Here is a 19259-nt window from a genome sequence, read left to right as displayed (position 1 = left end):
GATGGGCACCTCCATGCGGAGCGCCCCGCAACCGTCCCGTCGCCCCGAGGCGTTCGCCTTCGCGCTCTTTTGCGCGCTCGCGTTCGCGTGCGGGTGCCAAAAAACCGCGTCGGAGCGCCTCGTCGGAAAATGGCACGGCATCAAAGCCGAGGGCGTCGTGCCGGAGGCGCAGCAAGCGGCCAACGAGGCCGCCACGGGCATCGACGTCGAGTTCAAGAAAGACGTCGTCCTGATCAAGCCGGCGCGCGATCGCGACCCGATGACGTCGCCCTACGTTGTTCTCAAAGAAGACCGACGCTCGGTGATCGTCGTGACCGAGCACGACGGCGCCCGCGACGAGCAGACGCTGACGCTCGACACCGACGACCTCATGCGCTGGCAAGTCCTCCCGGGGAAGACCGTCACCTTCGAGCGCGTCGGTGGCGACAAGGCCAAGGGCGCGGCCTCGGCCTCGGCGTCCGCGTCAACGCCGTGAGGCTTCGCGCGACACGCGGAGCGTGAGCGTTCGGTCGCCACGCGTGACCACCATCACCACGTCGTCCTGCACCGGGCCGGCGAGTCGTGCTCGCGCGTCCTCCATGTTCTTCACTTTGACGCCGTCGATGTCTCTGAGCTGATCACCGGCAAGAAGTCCGGCGCGCTCGGCGGCGCTCCCGTCGGCCACCGAGACGAGGGACACGGCGCCGTCGTCGGTGGTGCCCAGCGTGACGGCGACGTTGCCGCTGGCGTTCGCCTCGGGCGCTTGCGTCCCGTGCTCCTTGGCGAGCACGATGCGGACACCGCTCGTGGGACGACCCGGCGACACGCGGATCGCGGAGGCGCGCCCTCGACCGAGCTCCGCCGCGAAGGCCTCGAGGTCGACGGAGCCTTCGGGCAACTCGCCGAGGCGAAAGGCTCCCCGCGCGTCGCTCACGGCGACCCCGCTGGCCGGCGCGAGCGCACCCGCCGGAACCCAGGTCGGCGCGTGATCGCGCGCGACGCGGGCCCCCGCCACGGGGCGCCCGTTCTCATCGACGACCTCGCCTTCCACGACGCTCTCGGGCTCGAGGACAAGGCGTCCCACGTCGAAGCCCGTGTCGTTCTTTCGTGCGTCGACGTCGAAGGACTGCTCGAGCTTGGCGTGGCCCCGCGCGCGCACCAGAAGCCGCACGCGACCCGGCTTCACGCCGTCGACGCGAAACTCGCCGCGCGCGTTGGTCGCGGTCCTGACGCGCGTCATGTCGGAGAAGGCGACGACCTCCGCGCCGCTGAGCGGACCCTCGCGGCGGCCGCGCACCTCGCCGACCACGGCCTCGCCGCGGGCCATCGTGATGGCCAGGGTGGCGGTGGCAGCCTCGACGCTGAAGGCGTGGGGAGCGAAGCGAGGGTGAGTGGCGGTGACGCGGAGCGGTAGGCCTCGCGTCGCCCCGGCGCGCGCCTCGCCGCGTGCATCGGTGAAGACGGTGGTGCGAAGGGGCGTGGCCGGGTCGAGCGACGCGAGCGTGAGCTCGACGCCATCGACGGGGTAGCCGCGATCGTCCTTCACGCGAAGCTCCACGCCGTCGCGCGGCTCCGGAAGCACGATGCGGACGTTCTTCTTCGCGCCGCTCTCTACATCGACGTTCATGCGTGTCGAGAGGCCCCCTTCGACCTCCGCCATCAACGTGAGGGCGCGAGGCAACGCTGCGAAGGCAAAGCGGCCGTCGTCGCCGGTCCGGACGATGCGCTCGAGCGACCCTTCGCGCGCGAGCGCTGTCACCCGCGCGCGCGGCGCCGGCTGCCCGCTCGCAAAGACAACGGTGCCTTCAAGGAGTCCGCCTTCGCCAAGGACGAGGTCGGCCGTGATCCGCGCGCCGGGCTCCAAGAGCAAGACGAGGCTCGCGGCCTCCACGTATTGCGGGTGCTTCGCCACGACGCGGACGCGGCCCGGCGACACGGGTCTGAGACGGAACGTGCCGTCTTCACGCGTCGTCCACGGCTCCGTTGCCCCGGGGTCCGTTGCACGGGCGCCGGCCGCGGCCACAGGTGTGACGCTCGCGATGATGGCCCGCGGGATCGGAGGGACCGGGCCCGGAACGACGCCCAGCTCGCCGCGCGGAACGAGGGCCCGTGGGCCTGGCAGCGCCGCAGAGAAGAGCGCGTTTCGAAAGTCGGCGCGTCGCGGGTCGTCGTCGATGGGCAGGCCCGCGAGATCGCTTCCAACGACCGTGAGCGATGCGCCGCCAACGGGAAACCCGCGCGCGTCGACGACACGTCCTTCGAGGGTGCCAGCGCGGGGCAGCACCACGCGGACGGGCCCTTTCGCGCCGCTTGGCGCCGGTACACCGGAGCGACTCACGAAGCCGGCAGCGCTCGCGGAGACCGTGGCGACCTCCGCCGCGATGGGGCCAAGCCGGGCGAGCCCGCCTGGTCCCGTGAGCTGCTCCAGCGGGAACGGCGAGAGACCGTCTTCCGCGAGGACGACGTTGGCTCCGCGCACCGGAGGGGCGCCGCGCTCGTCTTCCGCAACGACGAGCACATCGACGTGTCGGCCCGGCGCTAGCCGCAAGAGCACGGTGCGCTCCTCACCGGCGACCAGTCGCACGTCGAGCTCCGTGGGCGCGACGAGGCTTCCCTTGAACGCGCGGAGCGCGTAGCTGCCCGCGGGGAGCGAGCCGATCTCGACGTCACCGCTCGACGTCGTGACGGCGGAGCGCGCTTCGCCGAGGCCCGCTCCGGCGATCTCGACGCGCGCCTCGCCGACCGGCTTGCCGCCTTCGTCGACGGTCCGGATGCGGGCGCGTCCGAGTCGCCGCAACACGATCTCGCAAGGCTTGCCCTCCGAGGGAAGGTGCGGGAGCGCTCCTCGTAGCCGTTGGCCCGTGCGACGACCACGAAGGGGCCACGGCCGAGCTTGCCGACGCGCGCAGCGCCTTCTTCGTCGGTCAACGCGCCCACGGGGACCGGGCTGCCCGCTTGAACCTCGACCTCAGCACCCTTGATGGGTCGGCCCCCTTCGTCCTTCACGCGAACATCGACGGTGTGCTCGGCGTAGAGCACGAGCGTTACCTCGCGAGGGTCGCCGGCGATGGCGAGCATCGTGGCCTCGCGCGCCCGCGAGGCGGCTTCCGCGAGGAGCCAATAGGATCCCTCGGGCAGCTTCGGCAGCGAAAGACGGCCGCTCGCGTCGGTGACGCCCGAGGCGGTCGGCAGGAGGCCTCGCTCACCGTCGCGGAGCGCCCGGACACTCGCACCGGCCAGGCCCTTGCCTTGCTCGTCGGTCACCGTGAGACGAAGCTCCGCGGCACCACGCGCGGCGGGCGCCATGGCGGCGCTTGCCTTTGCCGGGCGCGGCGCGACGCGAAGACGCTCGCCTGGGACTAGCGCGACGGCAAAGAGCGCGAGCCACAAGAGCAGCTTCGCGAGAGCGCGCCGCGCGCTCTCGGGGCCTGCGCCAGGGGTGGCCGCGGCCGGGGATCGGGGAGCGCGCTCCACGAGGCCGATGCTACGCTTACCGGCGGCGAGTCGGTGAGCCTCGCAGCGCCGAAGCCATCCATCATGACTCCCACGCCAAACCGCGCCCCGAGACGACCGACGCGCAGCGCCGTCACCTTGGGCCTCTTCGTGGCGGCGTGTTTTGCCGCCTGTGGGCCCAAGAAGCCATCGCTCGCCGACGAGGACAGCCGGCGGCCGGGTAGCGACGCGGGACCGCAGTTCGTGGTCGACGACAGTGCCCCGCAGTGCGGGGTCTTGGAAGACGGCGGGCCATGCGGCTGCCTTGAGCTTTCCATCTTGACCGATCTACCGAACCTCTACTTCGTCCTCGATCGCTCGGGCAGCATGAGCGAAAACAACAAGTGGCAGACGGTGCGCACGGTTGTCGCGCAGACGCTTGTGAAGCTCGGTCCGCGCGTGAGTTTTGGCGTGACCACTTACCCACGCGCGACCTCCAGTTGCGACGCCGGCGTTGAGGTCATGCCCGTCACGCAGGGGGACGCGCCCGCGGGGCGCTCCGGTCCCGCGGTCCTAAGGTTTCTCAGCGCCACGAGCGGCGCCGCCAACGGCGGCACGCCGACCGCGGGCACGCTGCGCGGCGTCATGCCGTCGCTCGCCGCGCTCTCGGGGCGCACCTACGTCGTTCTCGCCACCGATGGCGGACCCAACTGCAATGACGCGGCGGCCTGTGACGAGTCGACGTGCATTCCGAACATCGAGGCGGCGGCACCCGAGTGTCAGCCGAACAAGGCACCCAACTGCTGCACCGCCGCGCTCCTGGGAGCGACCAACTGCCTCGACGACGCAGAGACTGAGTCGGCCGTGGCGGCCCTCAAGGCCGCCGGCATCGACACCTACGTCATCGGTGTGCCCGGCAGCGGGCCCTACGCGGCGCTCCTCGACAAGCTCGCCGTCGCCGGCGGCGCGGCGCGGCCTACTTCGCCGAGGTACTACCGCGTCGACTCCACCGACGCCGCCGCGCTCGAGGTGGCGCTCCGGGCCATTGCCGCGAAGGTGACGGCGAGCTGCGAACTACCCATCAATCCGCCGCCGGCCGATCCCACGAGGCTCAACGTCTTCTTCGACGACGTCGTCTTGCCCGCCGATCCGGTCAACGGTTGGCGCTACGAGGCCGGCAAGGTGACGCTGCTCGGCGAGGCGTGCCAACGCCTGACGGCTGGCGAGGTCCTTGGGCTGCGGGTCGTTGCCGGGTGCCCGACGGTGGCCCCGCGCTGAGCGCAGGGCGCCGCCAACCATGGCCTCGTCCGTTCAGTGGAGCGTGTACCAGCGACCTTGATGTTCGACCATCGGCAGCGAGGCCTTCGCGATGGCCGCCTCGCCCGCCTCCTCCAAGAGCCGTTGCTCGAGTTGGCCTTCGCGGAGGAGCGCGCGGCGCTCTTCCAGCTCGTCGGCTTCTTCACGCTCCCAGCGCGCCAGCGTGGCCTTCGAACGACGTCGTCGTTTGATGTAGCTTGCACCCAAGAGGCCAATGACAAAGATCCAGAGGAGTGAGCCCCCGGCGAGCACCGGCAGCACGGTGTAGCGTTTCGAGAGCCCCTCGCGCCATTGGAACTCAAGCTTGCGCAAGTCGCTCCCGTAAGCGTCGCCGAGAGCGGCCTCGAAGGCCTGCCCGCCACGAACGCGCTCCACGAGGGCCATGAAGCGCTGCTTGTCGCCTTCACGCAGCAAGAAGCGGACGAAGTCGGCCGATTGCGCGTACGCCGTCTGCACCTCTTGCCGCGACCGCTCTGCGCCGAACTTCTTGTCGACTTCGCTGAGCGGCGCGAGCGTGCCGCCAATGACGCCCGTCCACAACGAGTGGAGTCGCTTGAAGCGATCCTCGCCCGACACGTTGATGGCCAGCCCCTCGTGGAACCAGCGCGGCACGGAGCGCGCATTGAGCGTGGCGTCGTCGAGGGCCACATGGGCCAGCTCATGGCGAAAGACTTCGCTCAGATCTTCTACCTCGCCGGCCGGTTCCGGCGGCTTCAGCGTGAGGAGCACCAGCCCTGCGCCGCGGTAGGCGAGTCCTGATGCGTAGGGCGGCGGCGGCAGCCCCTCGGGCGCCAGTTGAGACATCTCTTCGAAGGTCGGCGCGACGCGGACTTCGACGCGCTCCAAGACCTTGTGACCAAAGGTCGCCGTGAGGTGGGCCTTGACCTCCTCGGCCTCGCGCACCAGCGGTTTGACCAGCTCGCGGGCGCGCGGCGAGTAGCGAAGCTTCATCCACCCGAGGTCTTCCTCGAGGTAGTCCGCCGGTACGGGAGGCACGCGGGCGCTCGCGACGTGGGTGACGAGCGGTGCATCGCCGGGGCTCGGCTCTGCCGGAGCGTCTGCCCTCGCGGGTGCAGCGCCGAAGAGCAGGGCGACCAAGAGCAGCACGCGGAGGAGCACGGCTCGCGCGCGTGCGCCAAAGAAGATCTCGTTCGCTTGTGCGGGTGAGCTTGCCATGCGTCCGTCAGCCGTGAGCGAGCGAGGGGCGAGCGGTCCGCGTGAGGGGCCGGCTCGGGACCGCGAGGTCCGTCCTAACGACCAGGAGGGAGCGTAGCTCGATTGATGTGTCGCGTCGCGGTGCCAGGCGCGCTTGGGCTCGGGTGGGGCATTTCCCCCCAAGGCAGTCAGGCGACGCGTCGGGCATGGGCCTGAAGGTAAGGAGGCGTCGGGCGACGTCAACGGGGCAGGAGCACGTTCACGTCGGCCAAGGCGCGCGCGAGGGCGCTCGGGAGTTCGCTGCCGGGGGCCGGTGGGTCAGGGGCTCAGGGGACTAGTCCGAGCAGCGGAGCGAAGGTGGGCGAGCGGGCGGTCACCAAGGTCCGGGTGTCGCGTGGCGTGGCCACGAGCAGGACGGCGATGACGACCAGGAGCGGCGGCGACAGAACCGCGAGCCGACGCGAGCGGCTGAGCTCGTGACGCGCACCCAAGGCCGATGCGAGCGTAAGCGCCGTCACGTCGATGAACAACGACGCGGCGGTCGCCGAGAGCTTGTCGTGCAGGAGGCGCACGCCTGCGAAGAGGAGCACGAGCGCGACCGCGTGGAGGACCGCGCCGGCGGCGTTGTGGAGCGCGCGAGAGGTGTCGTGCAGTGCAACATGAAATGCAACGAGGCGCCTCGCGACGAGGGCCGCGAACGCGAAGAGCGCCAGGGCCGCGAGCGCGAAGGTAACCCCGCCGAGAGGCCTGTGATGCGTCGTCGCCCCCAAGGTCGCCGCCAAGGCGAAGGCCGCGGGCGCCCAGATCACGAAGACGGCGCTCACGAAGGCGCGCACGCTGGACCAGTTCCCGCCGGTCATCGCGCGCAGGCCTTCGTGGGCTTCGCGCAGGATCAGAATGGCGAGGACTGTGATGGGCGTTGCGATGGCGGCCATGAGCCACCAACCGAGGCGGGCACCCTCGAGGCGAAGCGCGGCGGGGCCGGCGCCGAGGAGCGCCGCGAAGAACCCGCAAGTCAGGGCCGTGCCCAGCTCGATCAGGGGCGCCCGGGCCACTCGCCGCTCTGCGCCGCTGTCTTGCCGGTCCACGGCAGAACGGTATCAGAAAGGATCGAGCACTTCGAAGGAGCGCTTGAGCGTGACCTCCTCGAGGAGCTCGGAGGCGCCGTGCGAGCCCTCGAGCCATCCGAGCCGCGTCGCGGCGCTCGCGTCGAGCCCACCGAAAAGGAGCGACGCGAGCCGCGGCAGCGTGGTGGTCAGGCGAGTCGGCTTCTCGACGCCGTCGGCTCCCCAGCGGTGCGGAGCGCCGACCCCTACGTCGAGCTCGAGGATGCCTGCCGTCGGCGCTCCGGCGGCGTCCAACGCCCGTGGGAGATCCAAGATCTTGATCATCGGGCCGGCGGCGAGCGTTCCGATGGGATGTTCGACGAGCGCCGTGCCCTCGGCGCCCTGGTCGGCATCGACGAGGGCCCAAGCCGTTGGATCGTCGGCGGCGACGGGGAGTGTCATGAGGCGCACCTGATCACGCTGAGACCCGAGGGCGCCCAAGAGCAGCCGCTTGCATTCGTCGTCGATGGCGACGAGCTCTTCGACGTCGAGCCGAACGGCCGCGTGGGGCTCCCTTTGCTCGTGCGTGAAGGCCGCATAACCCCGCACGCCCTCGCCCCCTGGCAGCACCACCACATGCCGGCGCTCGCAGAGGTGCTTCTGCTCCCAGAGGCGCTCCGGTCTCTCGAAGAGCCCTGAGCTTTGATGTGCATACTGCACGTAACACGCCTCGACGGAGGCGCGGTCTCGGCCCGTCGCGGCCCGCAGCGGCGCGCTTCGCGCCGCCGACACCCAGTCTTCGGGGATCGCCGCCGGCGACGTCTCAAGGCGCACCGTCGGCGCGACGGGCGCGTAGCCGAGGCGCCGGTAGAAGCCCTGCCGGAAGGGGTGGAGCAGCGCGAGGACATCGCCCCGCTGACGCGCTTCGTCTTCAAGGGCGCTCATCAAATAGGCTGCCAGGCCGCGCCCGCGGGCGTGCGGCGCGACGCCCAACGAGGCGATGCCGGCGGTCGCGACGGCGCGCCCGCGGAAGAAGGTGACAAGCGAGAAGAGGAACGCGTGGGCCAGCGCCTCGCCCCCAACGTCTAGGACGCGGAGTGACGCCAGCGGACCGAGCGGGTTCTGCTCGAAGTTGCGCTGTCGGGCAGCGACGCTCCGACCGTCGGGAAAAGCGCCGACGTGAATCGCCAGCAGATTGTCGAGGTCGCCTAGGGTTGCGGGGCGGACGCGGGGGGAGATCATTCGTGCGCGAGGCTGCGGGACGCGGGCCCTGCAGAGTAGCCGCCCCGAAGCGGCTCTGGTAGGTCACGTGCTAGCGATGACTGGGGAAAGCACCGAAGGGAAGGGGACCGCCTCGACCGACGCCGTCGGAACGACGGACTCGACGGACGCGATACGGGCCCATGGCAAAAGTGGCCGACTGGGTGGGGCGCGCGCTGATTTCGTCGCGAGCCTCGGTCGAAAGGTCGCCGACGCACGCGTCGTCTTGAGCGGCGTCGAACGGGACCCGGCGGCGCGCGCGCCTCGCGATGACCTTCGGCGCAAGCTCCACGCGCTCGGCGCTGGCTCGCGGCTCCTGCGCTTCGAAGCCCTCGCCAACGCGCTCAGCGAAGCGGAGTCGATTTTGGAGCGGGCCGGGACCGCGGGGCGGGCCACGGCGCCCGACGTCGAAGCACTGGCGAAGCTCTTGGACGACCTCCCGGCGCTGGCATGGGCCGACCCAGCGTCGCGCATGGGTTCGGCGAGCGAGCCGCCGCGCGCCGCGCGCCATACGGCCCTCGTGATAGGCGACGAAGACCTCGCCGCGGCGCTCGCGGAACTGCCGGAAGAGAGCGCCCAGTTCGACTGCGAACGCACCGACGACGAGCAGCTCGCCTTCGAGCTCGCGCGCTCGATCTTGCCCGACGTCATCGTTCTCGATGGTGACAAGGCGGCCGGCGCTGAGCTCGTCGAGGCGCTGCTCGACGATCCGGTGACCGAACCGATTCCTATCGTGGTCCTCGTTGCCCCGGCGAGCGAGCACGCGGGCCGCTACGTCGCCCTCGGCGTCACGCGCGTGTTGTCGAAGCCCGTCGCTCCCTCGGCGGTTGTGCAGGCGTGCACCGAAATCGCCGAGCAACGTAGCGGCGCCCCACCGCGCGTGACGCTCGGGAGCCTCAGCCTGGAGGAGCTCAGTGAGCGCCTCGGCAACGACCTGCGTCGTGCCCTCTTAGATGGCGTCGATGCGGCATCGCTCAAGCGCTCCGTGGCCTTCGGCGATGGCGCCGAGATCTACGGCGCCATGTGGGGCGCCATCGCGAGGATTCGCGAGATCGTTGCCACACGAAGCGACGGCGCCGTGCGGATGACTGCGACGGGGCCCGAAGGCGCGTTGACCTTGGCGCCCTGGCTTCACGCCGAGGTCCCAGCGGCGGAGCGCTCGCGCGGACGCGGCGCCGCCGTCGACGTCCAGCTCGAAGGTCGCAAGGTCATCGTCGCCGACGACGACCCCGGCGTGACCTGGTTCATCTCCGATCTGCTTCGGACGAACGGGTGCATTGTGCATGAAGCTCTCGACGGCCAAACGGCCCTCGACATGGCGTTTCGCATCGCGCCCGATCTCGTCGTGAGCGACATCCTCATGCCTGGCCTCGACGGCTTTGCCCTCTCGCGCGCCTTGAAGCGCGACGTCGCGCTCCGCGACGTGCCGATCATCCTCCTTTCGTGGAAAGAGGATCTGCTCCAGCGTGTGCGCGAGCTCGGCGTGAGCGCCTCCGCCTACCTACGCAAGGAGAGCGACGCGCGAGCTGTCATCGCGCGCGTGCGCGAGGCGCTCTGGGCCAAGTCGCGCGTCGAGCAACGTCTTCGCGGCGGGGCCGAGGTTCGCGGTCGCCTCGACGGCATCACCGTCCGTTCGCTCCTCGAGATCGTCTGCCAGCAGCGACCTCGCTCCCGCGTATCCATACGCGACGCTTGCTTCCTCTACGAGGTCGACATCCACGACGGCGCGCCGCGCCGGGTGACGCGCACCGGCGGCGACGGCAGCTTCGAACGCGGCGAACGCGTCATCGCGTCGATGCTCGGCGCGTCGGCTGGTTGGTTCGTCGTCGCGCCGCATGAGGGGCCGGCCACCGGTGAACTTCAAGGGACGCTCGCGTCGCTCCTGGCGAAGCCCGTCGCGACGGCGCGCGGGGCGGCTCACGCACTCGCCGGCGCGCGGACCATCTTCGTCGATCGGGTGCAGCTCGACCTCACCATGATGGAGGGGTACCTGAGGGTCACGCCGGCCCCAGCCCGTTTGCTCATCGAACGCATCGCGGCCGGTGAGTCACCGCGGGAGCTCTTGTTGGCGGGCGAGATCGACCCGTGGCTCCTCGAGGACGTGCTCGTCGATCTCGCCGTGAGGGGCGTCGTCAAGGGCGTTCGAGGCGTCGAGGGCGAAGACCTCCTCGGGCCGTCGGTGGAGGCCGTTCACGCCGCGTTGCAGGGGCTCCCTCGCCGCTCGCTCGCGCCCAAGGCGCCCTCCATGGCGCCGCCCCGCGCCTCCGTGAGGCCCGAACTCAGGCGGCCCGTCGTCGACGCCGACGACGAGCTGCCGCCGTCACTCGCCGACGCCGTGATGCGCGAGCTTCGCGAGCCCGGTGACCCTGCTGTCTTGCATCGCAAGGAGCCGGCGACCGAGCTTGATACCGTCTACGAGGCGCGCGTCGTGACGCCATCATCGCCAGCGGCCGACGTGCTCCGCGCGAAGCTCGAAGAGGAATCGCGCTCCTTGCCGCTGCCCCTCATCAAACGGAGCGAGCCCCCGGGCGGGGCCGGCAACGCCTCGTAGCGTCTCCGGTCGCGGCCGAATGCTCCCCGTGCCACGCCGATGATGAAGCCCACGAACGCGGCTCTACCGAGCCTCCTCACGGCGTGCGCGCTCGTGGCCTGTCGTGGCGACGCGTTGCCCGACGCGGGCCCCGCTCGTCGCGACGCGGCCGCAAACGTCGGCGCGTCGCCCGCCGAGGCGCCGCGCGTCATCTACGCCGACCTCGTGCGCACGACCGATTGCTCGTTCGGCGATCGCGGTCCCTTGCTGGACTTCGGTGAGCCGGGGCTCACCTTGCGCGGCGCCTTCCTTGAAGACCTTGCGCCGGAGCGCATTGAGCGGGAGGGCGCGACCTTCGCGCGCATCCGCGACAAAGTCATCGTGGCGCAGTTCTTCGTGAGCGCCGACGAAGAGCGCGCGCTCGTGGAGCCGAGCGCCGTGGCGATTCGGTGGCGAGGCGCCGCCGCAAAGAGCGCGAGCGTCTACCTGAACGGCAAGCCGCTCGGTTCCGCAAAGCTGGAGCGCGGAGCGATTCAGGTCGCCGACGTGCGGGGAACATCGACGCTGCTCAACGCCGGTCTCAACGACCTCACCGTGCGCTTTGCCACGCCGCCGAAAGCGGAGCGTGACGCGATGGCGGAGGTCGATTGGATTCACGTGACCGCTGGAGAGGTGGACAAGCACTTCGCTGCCCCTACGGCGCGCGACGTGATCGTGGATCGCTCCTTCGCAGGCACCATGCGAAAGGCCATGGCGCTCAAGAACGGCGGCTACGCCCGGTGCACGGGCTTCCTCCCGGCGGCGAGCCAGATCGAAGTCGAGGTCGCGGCGGAAGGCGGCGGCGACGTAGAGGTCGAGGTTCGTCTCCAGCGCGACCGCGCGTCGCCGGTACTCCTGGGCAAGGTGCAAGGGTCGGCGACCCATCCGAGCCGACAAGCGTTTTCCCTCGACCCTCACGTCGCCGGCGGCACGCTCGGCGCCATCGAGCTCGCCGTCGTCAAGGCGGCCAAGGGCGCGCGCGCTCTCCTCGGCGAGCCGCGCATCACGCTCCGCCCGCGAGAGGCGACGCCGCCGCGCGCCGCTCTGCAAACGGCCGTGCTTGTGGTCTTCGGCACCGTCGACCCCAGAAGCCTCGCGGCCTTTGGCGGCACCCTCGGCACCGAGGGGTTTTCTCAGTTGGCGCGCGAAGGGACGTCCTTCGCGTCGCATCGCGTGGGGAGCACGCTTGCTTCGGCCACGGTGGCGGCGATGCTGACGGGCCGCGGCCCTCGCTCGATTCGCATGGAGGATGGTGATGCGAGATTGCCGGCGTCCGTCACCACGGTGGCCGACGCGGCGCGCCAGGCTGGGGTCGTCACGGCCTTGTTCTCCGGCAACCCGATGACCTCGGCGCCGTTTGGCTTCGACCGCTCCTGGGAGACGTACTCGCCGAGTGCGCCGGAAGCCGACGCCAGCGGCGTCAAGCCCTTCGACGACGCGATTCAGTGGCTGAAGGCTCGAAAGGGAGAGCGAGCGCTCCTCGTCATTCACGCGCGCGGTGGTCATCCTCCTTGGGGCGCGACCGCCGACGAACAGAAGCGCATGCCGCCGGAGGTGTACACCGGCGGTCTCGACCCGAAACACGCGGCCGAGCTCATGTCGAAAGCGCGGCGTGTGCCGCCGCAGCTTCGGTTCAGCGACGCCGATCGCACGCGCGCCTTCGCGCTCCATGCGGCGGCCGTGGTGGAGCAAGATCGCGCCCTCGCCCGGCTTCTCGTGGCCCTTAGAGACACGGGTCGAGGCGATCGCTCGCTCGTGATGGTGACCAGCGACGTGGGCGTCAACAGCGCGGCGCCGGTCCCCTTCGGTGACGGCGAAGCCCCGACCGAGATGCTTCTCACGACGCCGCTCATCGTGCGAGCCCCTGGCCAATTTGCCGCCGGCCAAACCGTGGCGAGCGCGACGGCCGACGTCGACGTGGCCAAGACGCTCTTGGGGGCGCTTGGACTCGCGGCGCCGCGTGCCTTCGAGGGCCACGACCTTTGGGACGTGGCGCAGACACCGCTCACGACGCTCGGGCGCGCGCGGCTCGCGACGGTCTTGGGTCGCCACTCGCTGCGGTGGGGGAGCTTCCTGCTCGACGCAACCGATCGACGGCAGTCGCTATGCGACATCTCGCTCGAACCCCTGTGCACGACCGACGTCCGTCCCACGCATCCGCTGGCGCTCTCGATGATGGAAAAGCGGCTCGCGGCCCTTAAACATTCGGAGAGCGCCGCGGGTGCTCAGCGCGAGCCGGTGGCCGTTGACGCGACGCTCCAAGCGGCCTTGCGGGCGTGGGGGCGATGAGCCGAGACGTCGCCATGTCACGCACATGAGCGGAGCAACCGTCGGGGGCTCGCGGTTTTCGCGGCGGCGCGACGGGCGTTCCCCGCTAACCTGAGGCCCATGACGCTTCCCCTCGTTCCTTGCCCCGCTTGCGCGCGCCACGTGGCCATCGCTGAAACCGCATGTCCGTTTTGCGCGAGCGCCCTCCCCGCCGACCTCGCGAAGCGCGTGATCCCCGGCGCGACGGGCCGCTTGAGTCGCGCGGCCGCCTACGCCTTCACGGCTTCGCTGGCTGTGGCCGCGTGCTCGTCAGACGACACGTCATCTTCCGCCTCGGATGCGGGGAAGACCGACGCAGGCGTCGCCGATGGCGGAAATGCCGTTCCCCTCTACGGCGCTCCGGTGACGGACGCCGGGGGCGGCGGCGACAGCGGCAACGGCGATGGCGGCATCGCGCCGCTCTACGGCGCCCCGGTCGATGCAGGGTCGGACGCGCCCGACTCGGGCGCGAGCGGCGTGCTCTACGGACTGCCGCCGGCCGACGCCGGCAACGGCTGAGCGGTTGAAGTCAGCGCGATCGCGGCGAAAAGATGTGATAAGACCCTCGTCGGCACGCGCGGTTTAGGCCGCGCGTTGGAGAGATGACCGAGTGGCCGAAGGTGCATGATTGGAAATCATGTGTACTCGCAAGGGTACCGAGAGTTCGAATCTCTCTCTCTCCGCTAGACAGGCTCTGCGACCAAGCCTTCGCCCCACGCGCCGAATCGGTCCGTGGGGCGATTCACGTTTGGCGTCCTCCGTTCGCGTCGTAGGCGCTTGACACCGCGACAAAAACTCGGTCAATTCCGCGGCGGAGAGATGACCGAGCGGCCGAAGGTGCCTGATTCGAAATCAGGTGTACCCGCAAGGGTACCAGGGGTTCGAATCCCCTTCTCTCCGCTAGGGCGCCGCTAATGCCTCCGCACTTCGTGCGGACGCGCTCCAAAGGAGCGGCGCCGCGTTCGAGGGGAGCCCGGACGCTCCCCTCGAGCACCCCAGCCAGGCTGGGCCGCTCGACATAGGTCGTTGCCCAAGGCTACGTAGGTTTCGTAGCAAGCAAGGGCGCGCATCGCGAAAAGGCCAGGCGGCCTCCGCGTGCCCAGGCCGCGCGATCTCGACGGTCGCCGGAGCTTGTGCCAAACCTTCGTGCAGTGCGAGGCACAACCCTGCTTTGGTTCACGCTGGTTCTTGCGTGTGGGCGCACCGACGGCGCCTCTCGTGTCGAAGCCAAGTGCCCCGCGTGTTCGCCGAGCCCAAGCGCATCGCCGTGCGATCGCATCGATCAACGTCAGCGCATCGGGGAGCGTCTCTATCGGCGATGCGTCTGGACGGAGGGGGGCGCCGTTGGCGTCGTGCCAGACAAGGACGCGGCGCTGTTTCGCGTCGTGTTTGAGCCGGGCGCTGGCGCTGCCGTTATCTCTGATCCGCTCGCGTTGATGAATGCGCAGCCCGAGGAGCTGTTGGTTTTACCGCCAGCGCCAGGAAAGTCTGTTCCCCTCACGTTCGCCAAGTACGGCGACCGCCTAGAGCCGGCTCCACTTGCAGAGCCAGCGCCCCTTCAGGGGCGTCAGTTCTTCGCCGCCCTCGTCGACCCGACCAAAGAGTCGTGCTCATGGAAGAGTGTCGAGGCGGCTGGCCCGAATCGATACCGGCTCTCGTTTCGTCTCCCGGACCTTCGCTGGCAGGAACAACTTCCCTACGGTGGTCATGGCGCGCGCACGCTGACGGGGCTCGAAGCATCCGTGTTTCTAGACGCACGCTATGAGCTCGAAAGAGGTGCGTCGCTCACCCAAGCGATCGTGGAAGCCTGTTCCGGGGCCCCTACGCTCGAGTGGGCGAAGCCCCACGAGCTGTGGGCCGCGGCCCAGTGTCATCGCGCGCGAGGCGAGGCGGTGTCTGCGGTGCTTGCGCGTGTCGCGGCTCGTTGTGGGGGGCTCGCAGCGCAGGCGTTACCGGCCGTGAAGGCGCTCTCAGAGATTTCCGGGCGCCAGCGGGACGGGCTGCCCGTCCCACGGCGCGACCTTGATAGCGCTCACGAGAAGCTTCGCGCCGTAGATCCCCCGAGCGCTTGCTTCGCGACCGATCCGCTTTGGAGCGTCGATTACACCGCACGCTCGCGCCCCTTCGCCTTGCCCAAGGTCGCCCTCGAGGCCGCGTGGGAGGAGCGGCTCTCGGCCATGGGCTCTTGGCCCCGGTGACCGCGCGCAGCCAAGCCGCCGGGCGCCCCTCGACGGTTGTCTGCGGCTAGCAAGTCAGTCGCCGGTCGTGCCTCGTTCCCCATTGCGCGCCCGAGCGCGCAGCGCATCGCCGAACCCGCCATTGGCTGCCGTTGACGTTGTCCCCAGCGGCCCCGTAGGCTCGCCGCATGCATTCGAAGTTGCGCGCCGCCCTCGCCACGTTCGAGCGTTCGGAGCTCGCGTGGGTTGCGGATGGTTTCGCTGCTGAACGCTACGTTAGTGACCCGTCGGCGCTTGAGAATCTCGTGTCCGAGGTCGAAAAAGCGCAGGCAGGGGATCTCGATGCCGTGCTCCGGGTGGGCGGCGGCAAGGGCCCCTTCGAGTGCTTCGCGCTCGCGTGCCTCGCCCGTCATGCCGGCATTGGCAAAGACCTCATCATCGACGGAATCGCCACAGAGCTTCCCGCGGCGATCGCCGGGAACCTCGTCGTGCGCGGCCCACTCGTCTGCACGATCGAAAACTGGCTCCTTGTGGCCGGTGACGTCCAGGCCGACATGTTGCTCGCGTCGGCCGACGTGATCGTTGGCGGCAACGTGCGCGTTCGCGACGGCGTCTTAGGGGTGAACAACTGGTGCCAATCGATGTGGATCCACGGTTCGCTCGAAACACCGTGTGTCGTCGTCAGCGACTACGCGGCGGAATTCGGCGACGGCCCTGAGCCGGTCGAACTCTCTGACGACGCCGCAAGCGAAGCGCTCGCCGAAGGCTTCTCCGACGAGTTGCGTAAGTGGAGCGAGGACGGCCCCGACGAAACGATCGCTCAGCTGCTCCAGCGCGTCGAACGGGGCCAGCCGCTCTTTCGGAAGACCTGAGGCCGGGCCCGATCTGCGCCTGCTCTCGGGATGGCGGCTCTCGTGCACCTCAGCGTAGGACCGCTTCGACGGTGGCCTCGAAGTACACATCCGGGCTCGCGACGTTCACCTGATGAAGCTCGATGGCCATGACGTTCTCGCCGACGCGAAGTAGCGACGCCGGTGCGGCTACCGGCTCCCAAGCCGTCTCCGCGGCCGCATCGACGCGGTACCGCGCGAGGGTCTGCGGTCCCAGCGCGCCCGATGGGAGATTCGTTCGGTAGATCTCGGTTCCGTTGAGGTAGAGCGCCGCGCCGTCGTCCTTCTTCATCATGATGCGGAGCCACGCGACATCGTCGACGCTCGCGACGTCGAAGGTGCGACGAAGCCACGTGGTGACGTGCTTCTGGCTCGCGTTGCCTCCAAACGAGAGCGTCGTCTTGAGCCCCGGACGGCCGTAGCCGAAGGGCCCCGCTCCCGCCTTCCACGCGCTCGCGTCGAAGCCAACGTTGGTCCATCCGGCGCTTGGCAGCGCGCCATCGTCCTTGAAAGACCAAGACGCGCCTGCCTCCACGAGGGTGCGACGCACCGCGCTCTTGTCCTTCTGCGAGGGGACGAAGAAGAGATCGTCGATGTCCTTACCCGTCGTGATCGATTCGAAGACCACGAAGTGGTCATCGGCCCGGCCGAAGGTGGCGCCGTGCGTCAGATCGTTGGCGTAGACGCTTTGGGGAATCGTCGTAACGATGTCGTAGTTGGCGGCGCCGCCGGTGCCTTGCACGAGGTACGGAATCCCGTCGTGCGACAGTCGCTCGTAGGTGTGATCGTGCCCCGCGAAGACGGCGTCGGCGCCGTAGGATGCGTAGGGCCACTGCATCGTGGTGGTGGAGCCGTGCTCTCCCGAGGAGTAAGGGGGGTGATGCATCACCACGAACTTGAATGGCGCCGTCGACTTCGCCATCTCGCCGGTGAGCCAAGTGCCCTGGACCGACGCGGGCGTCCGACCATCGGGCTCGTGGGGGTCGCTGTCGAGGCAGAAGAAGTGAACCGTGCCGCGCACCAGGTCCCAGTACCGCTCGTTGCCCGGCAGCGCGAAGTAGTCCGCGTAGGGCTGCATCGAGTCGGTGCCCCAGTCGTGGTTGCCGAGGCATGGCCAGAATCGATTCACGGTCGCGCCGGGGCCATAGATGCCCGTGTAGGGTGCAATGAACGAGTGGTAGTACTTGCCGATGTGGGCATCGATGGTCGACGCCTCACCGAGCGGGTAGTTGTTGTCGCCGAGCGTGACGATGAAGTCGGGCGCCTCGGCGATGACCAGCTCCGCGACCGCCTGCTCGTTGGCCGTGTCGACGCCGTAGTCGCCAATCAGCGCGAAGCGCAGGGCCGGCGGGAGCGTCGCCGGGGCAGCGGCCTCGGGCGAAGTGGCTCCGTCAGCCGAGGGGCCCGCGCCGGCGTCGCCCGGCGCATCGCCCACGGGCGTCGCTGTCCCGGCTTCCGCAGCGGTGAGCATCGGCTCGGCCGAGCCGTCGGCGCCGCAAGCCACCACAAGGAACGGTCCGACGACCGAAACTACCGCAACACATAGCGACCGCATGGATGCGGGGTAGCACCCGGCGCGCGGGGCGACAATCGGGGCGCCGGTTCGGCCTGATCCGTGCTCTCCGCGCTTTGAGAACGGTTCGCCGGAGTGCCAGCGCCACGCCTCTTTGGTAGCATCGGCGCTGGCGATGACCGATCCCTCCGCGGAAGCGCGCGTGCCGCTCGGCGTCGGCGACCGCGTGGGCAAATACGTCCTCGAGAGGGAGCTTGGCCGCGGCGGCATGGGAGCTGTCTTTGCGGCGCGGCACGACGTGCTCGGCGAGTTGGTGGCCATCAAGGTGCTCTACGCGGGACACGCGAAAGACCCCGAGATCGTACGCCGCTTCGTGAACGAGGCGCGGGCGGCGGCCAAGATCAAGAGCGAGCACGTCGCTCGAATGATCGACACCGGCGACGTGAACGGCGCGCCCTACATCGTGCTCGAGCTGCTCGAAGGGACCGACCTCGCGACGCTCGTCGAAAGGGGCGGTCCGCTCACGGTGGGGCGTGCCGCTGACTATGTCCTTCAGGCCCTCGATGCGCTTGGCCAAGCACACGCCCTCGGCATCGTTCATCGCGACATCAAGCCGTCGAATGTCTTTCTGGCGAAACGGCCCAGTGGCGCTGAGCAAATCAAGCTCCTCGATTTTGGCATCGCAAAGTTCTCCGAAGAGTCGAGCGGCTCCGGTTCCAGCACCTCCACAGCGGCGGCCTTTGGCTCGCCCGACTACATGTCCCCGGAGCAGATCAAGAGCTCCAAGAACGTCGATGCTCGGGCCGACCTCTGGTCCATCGGCGTCGTCTTGTTTGAGCTGCTCACCGGCGACCGACCTTTTCTTGGCGAGACCCCCGGCGCGACGTTCGCGGCGATCCTCACCGAGCCGCCGCGCTCCCTTCGAAGCCTCAGGCCCGACATCCCGAAGGACTTCGAGGCCATCGTCGAACGATGCCTTCGGCGCGACCTCGACGCGCGAATGCCGGACGTCGCCACGCTGGCGGCGGCACTCCGGCCGTTCGCCATCGACAGCGGGCCCGCCTCGGGGCCCATTTCGAACGCCGGCAGCTCGCCGCGAGGTTTGGGCCACGAGGCCACCTTGGCCGCGTCGTCGTCGTCGTCGTCGTCGTCGTCGTCGTCGGGGCGCGCACACACCGCGTCGCCAACGACGGTGCCGTCGCGTGGCGTCGATGTCGCAAAGCCGCGGGGGCCCGCGGTGCTCGTGGCGGCGTTCGCCGTGGCGACATTGGTCACTGGGGGAACGCTCATGGCCCGACGCACGACGACTGGCGTCGCGGCTCCCTCGCCCAGCGCTCCCTCGTCGCTGCCGCCCGTCGAATCTGCGACACCGCCGTCAACACCGAGCCAAGTCATCGCGCCGCCGAGCGCGACGGAGGTGCAGGCCGCGCCGTCGGCTCCGGCGTCGACGGCTTCGCTCGTGGGGAGGGCTCCATCGCGCACGCGCCCCCAATCGACCGCGTCATCGGCGGCCTCGCCCAGCGCGAAGTCGCCGCCCTTGGCAGCGGCGCCGTCGGGGCCCATCGCGCCTCCATCCGCAAGCGCACCCGCCTTCGATCGCATGCGTTGACGCGC

The 19259-nt window shown here is 69.7% G+C and carries 13 protein-coding genes, 2 tRNA genes and 2 pseudogenes; 10 read left to right on the top strand and 7 right to left on the bottom strand.

Going from position 1 to position 19259, the window contains the following annotated elements; genetic code table 11:
- The first annotated feature begins 13 nt into the window (after window positions 1-13).
- A complete protein-coding gene (locus IPG50_17625; GenBank protein MBK6694003.1) occupies window positions 14-475 on the top strand; it encodes a hypothetical protein in 462 nt (153 codons plus the stop codon).
- Here IPG50_17625 and IPG50_17620 read toward each other — a convergent pair.
- The 3 genes and pseudogenes from IPG50_17620 to IPG50_17610 all read right to left on the bottom strand — a co-directional run bounded on the left by IPG50_17620 (window position 464) and on the right by IPG50_17610 (window position 3453).
- Complete coding sequence (locus IPG50_17620) at window positions 464-877, bottom strand: PDZ domain-containing protein (protein MBK6694002.1); 414 nt, start codon at window positions 875-877, stop codon at window positions 464-466. The genes IPG50_17625 and IPG50_17620 overlap by 12 nt on opposite strands.
- Window positions 878-1075: 198 nt before the next feature.
- Window positions 1076-1639 (bottom strand): annotated as a pseudogene (locus IPG50_17615) (carboxypeptidase regulatory-like domain-containing protein).
- 878 nt (window positions 1640-2517) lie between these two features.
- A complete protein-coding gene (locus IPG50_17610; protein MBK6694001.1) occupies window positions 2518-3453 on the bottom strand; it encodes a carboxypeptidase regulatory-like domain-containing protein in 936 nt (311 codons plus the stop codon).
- Between the two features lie 63 nt (window positions 3454-3516).
- Here IPG50_17610 and IPG50_17605 point away from each other — a divergent pair, with 63 nt between their 5' ends.
- Window positions 3517-4689: a VWA domain-containing protein gene (locus IPG50_17605; protein ID MBK6694000.1), complete on the top strand. Its 1173-nt coding sequence runs from the start codon at window positions 3517-3519 to the stop codon at window positions 4687-4689.
- Between the two features lie 33 nt (window positions 4690-4722).
- On the opposite strand, the gene IPG50_17600 is transcribed toward IPG50_17605, so the two are convergent.
- The 3 genes from IPG50_17600 to IPG50_17590 form a co-directional block, all read right to left on the bottom strand.
- Complete coding sequence (locus IPG50_17600; GenBank protein ID MBK6693999.1) at window positions 4723-5904, bottom strand: hypothetical protein; 1182 nt, start codon at window positions 5902-5904, stop codon at window positions 4723-4725.
- Window positions 5905-6209: 305 nt separating this feature from the next.
- Complete coding sequence (locus tag IPG50_17595) at window positions 6210-6971, bottom strand: hypothetical protein (protein MBK6693998.1); 762 nt, start codon at window positions 6969-6971, stop codon at window positions 6210-6212.
- A 12-nt stretch (window positions 6972-6983) separates the two neighbouring features.
- Window positions 6984-8171, bottom strand: coding sequence for a GNAT family N-acetyltransferase (locus IPG50_17590; GenBank protein MBK6693997.1), 1188 nt, complete (start codon window positions 8169-8171; stop codon window positions 6984-6986).
- Window positions 8172-8247: 76 nt separating this feature from the next.
- On the opposite strand from IPG50_17590, the pseudogene IPG50_17585 reads away from it, so the two are divergent.
- From IPG50_17585 to IPG50_17555, 7 genes and pseudogenes are all read left to right on the top strand, one after another.
- A pseudogene (locus IPG50_17585) lies at window positions 8248-9633 on the top strand (response regulator).
- Between the two features lie 1146 nt (window positions 9634-10779).
- A complete protein-coding gene (locus IPG50_17580; protein ID MBK6693996.1) occupies window positions 10780-13047 on the top strand; it encodes a sulfatase-like hydrolase/transferase in 2268 nt (755 codons plus the stop codon).
- 99 nt (window positions 13048-13146) lie between these two features.
- Window positions 13147-13584, top strand: a complete 438-nt coding sequence (locus IPG50_17575) for a hypothetical protein (protein MBK6693995.1) — start codon at window positions 13147-13149, stop codon at window positions 13582-13584.
- Between the two features lie 77 nt (window positions 13585-13661).
- A tRNA-Ser gene (locus IPG50_17570) sits at window positions 13662-13748 on the top strand.
- Between the two features lie 130 nt (window positions 13749-13878).
- Window positions 13879-13965, top strand: a tRNA-Ser gene (locus IPG50_17565).
- Window positions 13966-14216: 251 nt separating this feature from the next.
- Complete coding sequence (locus tag IPG50_17560) at window positions 14217-15263, top strand: hypothetical protein (protein ID MBK6693994.1); 1047 nt, start codon at window positions 14217-14219, stop codon at window positions 15261-15263.
- 167 nt (window positions 15264-15430) lie between these two features.
- Entirely contained in the window at window positions 15431-16114 is a 684-nt protein-coding gene (locus IPG50_17555) for a hypothetical protein (GenBank protein MBK6693993.1), read from the top strand.
- Between the two features lie 49 nt (window positions 16115-16163).
- On the opposite strand, the gene IPG50_17550 is transcribed toward IPG50_17555, so the two are convergent.
- On the bottom strand, window positions 16164-17687 hold the full coding sequence (locus IPG50_17550) for a metallophosphoesterase (GenBank protein ID MBK6693992.1): 1524 nt from the start codon (window positions 17685-17687) through the stop codon (window positions 16164-16166).
- 133 nt (window positions 17688-17820) lie between these two features.
- On the opposite strand from IPG50_17550, the gene IPG50_17545 reads away from it, so the two are divergent.
- On the top strand, window positions 17821-19254 hold the full coding sequence (locus IPG50_17545) for a serine/threonine protein kinase (protein MBK6693991.1): 1434 nt from the start codon (window positions 17821-17823) through the stop codon (window positions 19252-19254).
- Window positions 19255-19259: the final 5 nt, after the last annotated feature.

It is taken from the genome of Myxococcales bacterium (genome assembly GCA_016703425.1).
GTDB lineage: Bacteria > Myxococcota_A > Polyangia > Polyangiales > Polyangiaceae > JADJCA01.
This window is presented reverse-complemented; position numbering and strand designations above follow the sequence as displayed.

What these genes read in the sequence shown, in the direction of transcription:
- IPG50_17625 (MBK6694003.1), top strand. Translation starts at nt 14, where the DNA reads ATGCGGAGCGCCCCGCAACCGTCCCGTCGCCCCGAGGCGTTCGCCTTC.
- IPG50_17605 (MBK6694000.1), top strand. Translation starts at nt 3,517, where the DNA reads ATGACTCCCACGCCAAACCGCGCCCCGAGACGACCGACGCGCAGCGCC.
- IPG50_17600 (MBK6693999.1), bottom strand. Translation starts at nt 5,904, where the DNA reads ATGGCAAGCTCACCCGCACAAGCGAACGAGATCTTCTTTGGCGCACGC.
- IPG50_17590 (MBK6693997.1), bottom strand. Translation starts at nt 8,171, where the DNA reads ATGATCTCCCCCCGCGTCCGCCCCGCAACCCTAGGCGACCTCGACAAT.
- IPG50_17580 (MBK6693996.1), top strand. Translation starts at nt 10,780, where the DNA reads ATGATGAAGCCCACGAACGCGGCTCTACCGAGCCTCCTCACGGCGTGC.
- IPG50_17575 (MBK6693995.1), top strand. Translation starts at nt 13,147, where the DNA reads ATGACGCTTCCCCTCGTTCCTTGCCCCGCTTGCGCGCGCCACGTGGCC.
- IPG50_17555 (MBK6693993.1), top strand. Translation starts at nt 15,431, where the DNA reads ATGCATTCGAAGTTGCGCGCCGCCCTCGCCACGTTCGAGCGTTCGGAG.
- IPG50_17550 (MBK6693992.1), bottom strand. Translation starts at nt 17,687, where the DNA reads ATGCGGTCGCTATGTGTTGCGGTAGTTTCGGTCGTCGGACCGTTCCTT.
- IPG50_17545 (MBK6693991.1), top strand. Translation starts at nt 17,821, where the DNA reads ATGACCGATCCCTCCGCGGAAGCGCGCGTGCCGCTCGGCGTCGGCGAC.